Source organism: Bacillus sp. PSXD-155 (assembly GCF_049310765.1).
Lineage (GTDB): Bacteria > Bacillota > Bacilli > Bacillales > Bacillaceae_G > Bacillus_A > Bacillus_A cereus.
Genome location: NZ_JBMOWC010000116.1, coordinates 1 through 3,903 on the forward strand (window position 1 = coordinate 1; position 3,903 = coordinate 3,903).

Here is a 3,903-nt window from a genome sequence, read left to right on the forward strand (position 1 = left end):
GAACCTATTAGGTTCTTTTTTTGTACATATCCTTATTTTTCAAATTCTTTAAAAGTATCTTTTAAATCTTTATCTGATATTTTTATATCTGCTTTCTTGAATAAATCTTTGAAGAATTGTTGTTGCCATTGTTGATCTTGTAAACGTTTCTGTTCCAATTCCTTACGAATATTATCTTTTTCCTGATCAAAAGGTTTTAACTCTTTTTTCTCTGTTAATTTAATAATATGGTAACCATAAGAAGCTTTTATTGGATCACTTACTTGTCCAACTTCTAATTTATAAGCGGCTTCTTCAAATTCAGGCTTCATTTCACCTGGACCAAACTCAGGTAATTCTCCACCTTTTTCTTTTGAACCAGGATCCTCTGAATATTGTTTTGCTAATGCTGCAAAATCTTCTCCATTATTTAATTTTTCTTTTATTTCTTTCGCCGTTTTTTCATCTTTTACTAAAATATGACTTGCTTTTAATTTTGGCTTATAAAGGCTTTTTATTTCTTTTTCTGTAACCGAAGCTTTAACAGCTTTTTCAAAAGCTATTTGTGATTTAATTTTCTTTTTAAGATCATCTTCATCTTTAGCTCCAGCCTGTGTTAAATAGGCTTTGAAATTATCACCCATTTGTTTTTTTAATTCTTCAACTTTTTTCTTTGCTTCATCATCTGAAACTTTATATTTATCTAGTAAAATCTTGTTTAACATTGCTTGTTGTAGAACGACTTTTCCCGCTGTCTCTTTCAACTCTTTATTAAATTCTTCTTGGGTCAAATTTCCTGATTTTGATGTTGCAAGATTATCTGAATTACCACATGCAGATAATAGTAAAACACTGCTCATTGCAGCACCAATAAAAATACGTCGTTTATTCAATATTATATACCTCGCTCTATAAATTAATTTGCATTTCATTATATCAAACTATTTATAATATATTTGCTATTCCCTTAATAAAATAGGACTTTTATAAGAATTACGATTTATTTATTCTTATCGCAAATGTAATATATCCAAATTTGTATATTAAAAATGATACCTATCTAGGTTTATTTGGTATGATTATTTTTAAGGACACAAAATATTGGAAGGTTTTTTTAGTTCATATGAACGAAATTTCATTTTTTTTCACTCTTAGGTTGATGGGTTTAGGCTATCACCAATTAAACTTTTACGTGCAGTAATACTCCCCTATATTGATGATATAATAGGCCGCTCAACTTTATTTTCTTTTTATTGATGGGATCGCTCATTCGAAATTGCATTATATAAAAATTGTGCATACTGTTCACGTGTTACTTTCATATCCGGAGCAAATTTCCCTTCTCCAACTCCTACTGCAATATGGTTCGATTGCACGGCACTAATCGCATCTTTTGCCCATGAATTTGCTGGAACATCGTTGAAATTATGTGGAGCCTTCACATCTAGTTTAAAAGATTTCGTAATAACTTGTGCCATTTCTGCACGTGTTAATGTAGCTTTCGGTCTAAAGTTTCCTTGATCATCCCCTTGGAAAATCCCTAGCTTAGTTAAAGCTAATATTTCCTCAGGAAACATTGTTGAATTTTTATTGATATCTCTGTATGGATTTTCATATTCATCTTGTTTTTCTATATGCAAAGTACGGTAAATTAACGCAGCTACTTGTTCACGTGTTACATCGTCTCCCATACCAAATATTCCATTTCCATAACCCGCAATAATTCCTTCATCCGCTAAATTATGAATCGCATGAAATGCCCAGTGTCCTTGTGGGACATCCTTGAATCTATTTCTATTTACTCCGGCATCGATTGTTACATCGTCATTTGAAAGAATAATAGTGTCTGTTACTCCAGCTTCATTTACATCGGAGTCAACCGTTACATTTTGTCCACTTTGTTTTGGCATGAAGATATAACCAGATGATTTCTCTACTTGTACACGATATGTGTTTGCTGTTAACCCATCAAACAAGTAGCGCCCTTCTTCATCTGTTTTTCCTTCTTTTATTACATTACGATCTTTATTTAACAGTTGAACACGAACGCCGTCCATTCCCTTTTCACTTTGATCTTGAATGCCGTTTTGATTATTATCCTCCCATACTCGGCCGCCTAACTTGAGAAGTTTATGAGATTGTAAATCATTTTTTATTACATCCCAAATTGGATTATCTTGACGTATTGGTTTCCCCTCTTCATCCCATTTTATTTTTCCTGTTCCTAATTCATAATTCATTCCTGTCCAAGTATCTTCACGGAATGCATAGAATGATTTGTGCCATTCCTTTTGATTGAATATAGACATTAAGTCTTGCATATATTGAGGTGCTCCTGGAACGGTACGATTAATCCCAAATTCCTCAGCTATGATTCGATTAGATGGTATATGATTTTTCTCAGACCAATTTTGAACAGGCTGTAAGAATGTATTTAATCCATCTTTATCCCACATCATAGGTGTTTTTAATTCTCCTATTTTTACAATTCCAGGATATTGATACTCTTTATTTTGATTTTCACGTTGGCTTGTTAATTGATATGGCTCATACATATGAAATGCATACAATGTCTTATTATCTTTAACTGGTTCAAGATATTTAAAAGCCCAAGGTGTGGCATATAGACCTGAATTTAAAATAATGGGTGTTTCTTTATCTACTTCTCGAATTGAATTAACAACTTTTTGATAAAATTTATTTAAATCTGCTGGGGTCCCCTTCACTTTTGAATACCATTTCTCATAATCTTCCGTCCAAAAATCATTATATTTATTTTTCTTAGATGTTTCTGGGTGTGGCTCATTTATAATATTGTAACCAACCACAGCAGGATGATCTTTTAATTCAAGCGCAAGGTCCTTCCAAAATTGGCTTGCTTGTTCTTGATATTTTTCTTCTTCCCAGATTCTATCATCATTCTTATTATTGTTAAATTGACGCCAACGATCACCAGGTAATGAAAGCATTGTAAGTACAACTTTAACTCCTTGTGATTGTGCAGCATCTAAATCTTTTTTTAATTTTGCTACATCCTCTTTCACTAATCCTTGATAGTTATCTGCATTACCTATAAGAAAATCTTTTCCTGGTGTATCTGGTTTGTCTCCAGAGAAGAAAGCTTCATCTTTTGCCCATTTATCAGGTGCTAAACGAACATATTCAATATTGGCCTCCTTTGCACTCTTGTAATTCTCAGGTAATGAAGTGCTATTCATAAAATTAGTGCCTGTTCTTTTAGAATTCCAAAAATCCATTTTGGAACCTGCACTTTTGTATGTCTCAGCTTTCACATTCATTTCTTGTATCCCTAAGCTCATCATGCCTATTAATGCGACTATCGGTATGATTTTTTTCATAACTTCTCCCTCGTTTCGTGTTAGTTTCCTATTATAAAATAAATCAATTATGTTACATAAATGTGACAATTTGAAATAAACATATTTTATTGATCTATAGAACCCTTTTAGGGATTTGAAAAAACATATAATTCTTTCCTTTACTTACCCCTATCTTATATCTTGTGTAACCGCCTTGAATTCTAAATTCCTTGGTAGTCTTAACTTTATAAACATTTGATTTCGAGTTACACAACATATAAAAGATTGTTAATTATACTATTTGGCGTACCACCAAATAGCCATCAAGCTAATATTTTAAAGTATCCCAAAAAGCTAATTACTTATCTAAAAAAGACAAGTAGTTAGCTTTTTGGGATACTACTGATAACGGAAATTATGAAAAAAAGTTAGCTTGAATCTAGCTTTTTCTTTTTGGCTATTTTCGTAAACAGTCTTTTTTCTTGATTACCGGTATTTTAATCTCTTTATTCATCAAATTTTGAATGTATACTTTTCCTTTGAATTTTGAGGTATCAGGGAAATTGAGATAAATTAAACAAAGGATTTCAATGTAAGCTTTTGG

Annotated in this window: 2 protein-coding genes; both read right to left on the bottom strand. The window is 31.8% G+C overall.

Features of this window, described 5'->3' with window-relative positions; genetic code table 11:
- Positions 1–32: 32 nt before the first annotated feature.
- Positions 33–872 (bottom strand): peptidylprolyl isomerase, encoded by an 840-nt coding sequence (locus tag ACO6VI_RS32805; protein ID WP_059304068.1) that lies wholly within the window; start codon positions 870–872, stop codon positions 33–35.
- Positions 873–1,229: 357 nt separating this feature from the next.
- A complete protein-coding gene (locus ACO6VI_RS32810) occupies positions 1,230–3,338 on the bottom strand; it encodes an S-layer homology domain-containing protein (RefSeq protein ID WP_422425184.1) in 2,109 nt (702 codons plus the stop codon).
- Positions 3,339–3,903 lie beyond the last annotated feature (565 nt).

Excerpts from the sequence above, each read along its gene's own strand:
- ACO6VI_RS32810 (WP_422425184.1), bottom strand. The coding sequence starts at position 3,338 with ATGAAAAAAATCATACCGATAGTCGCATTAATAGGCATGATGAGCTTA.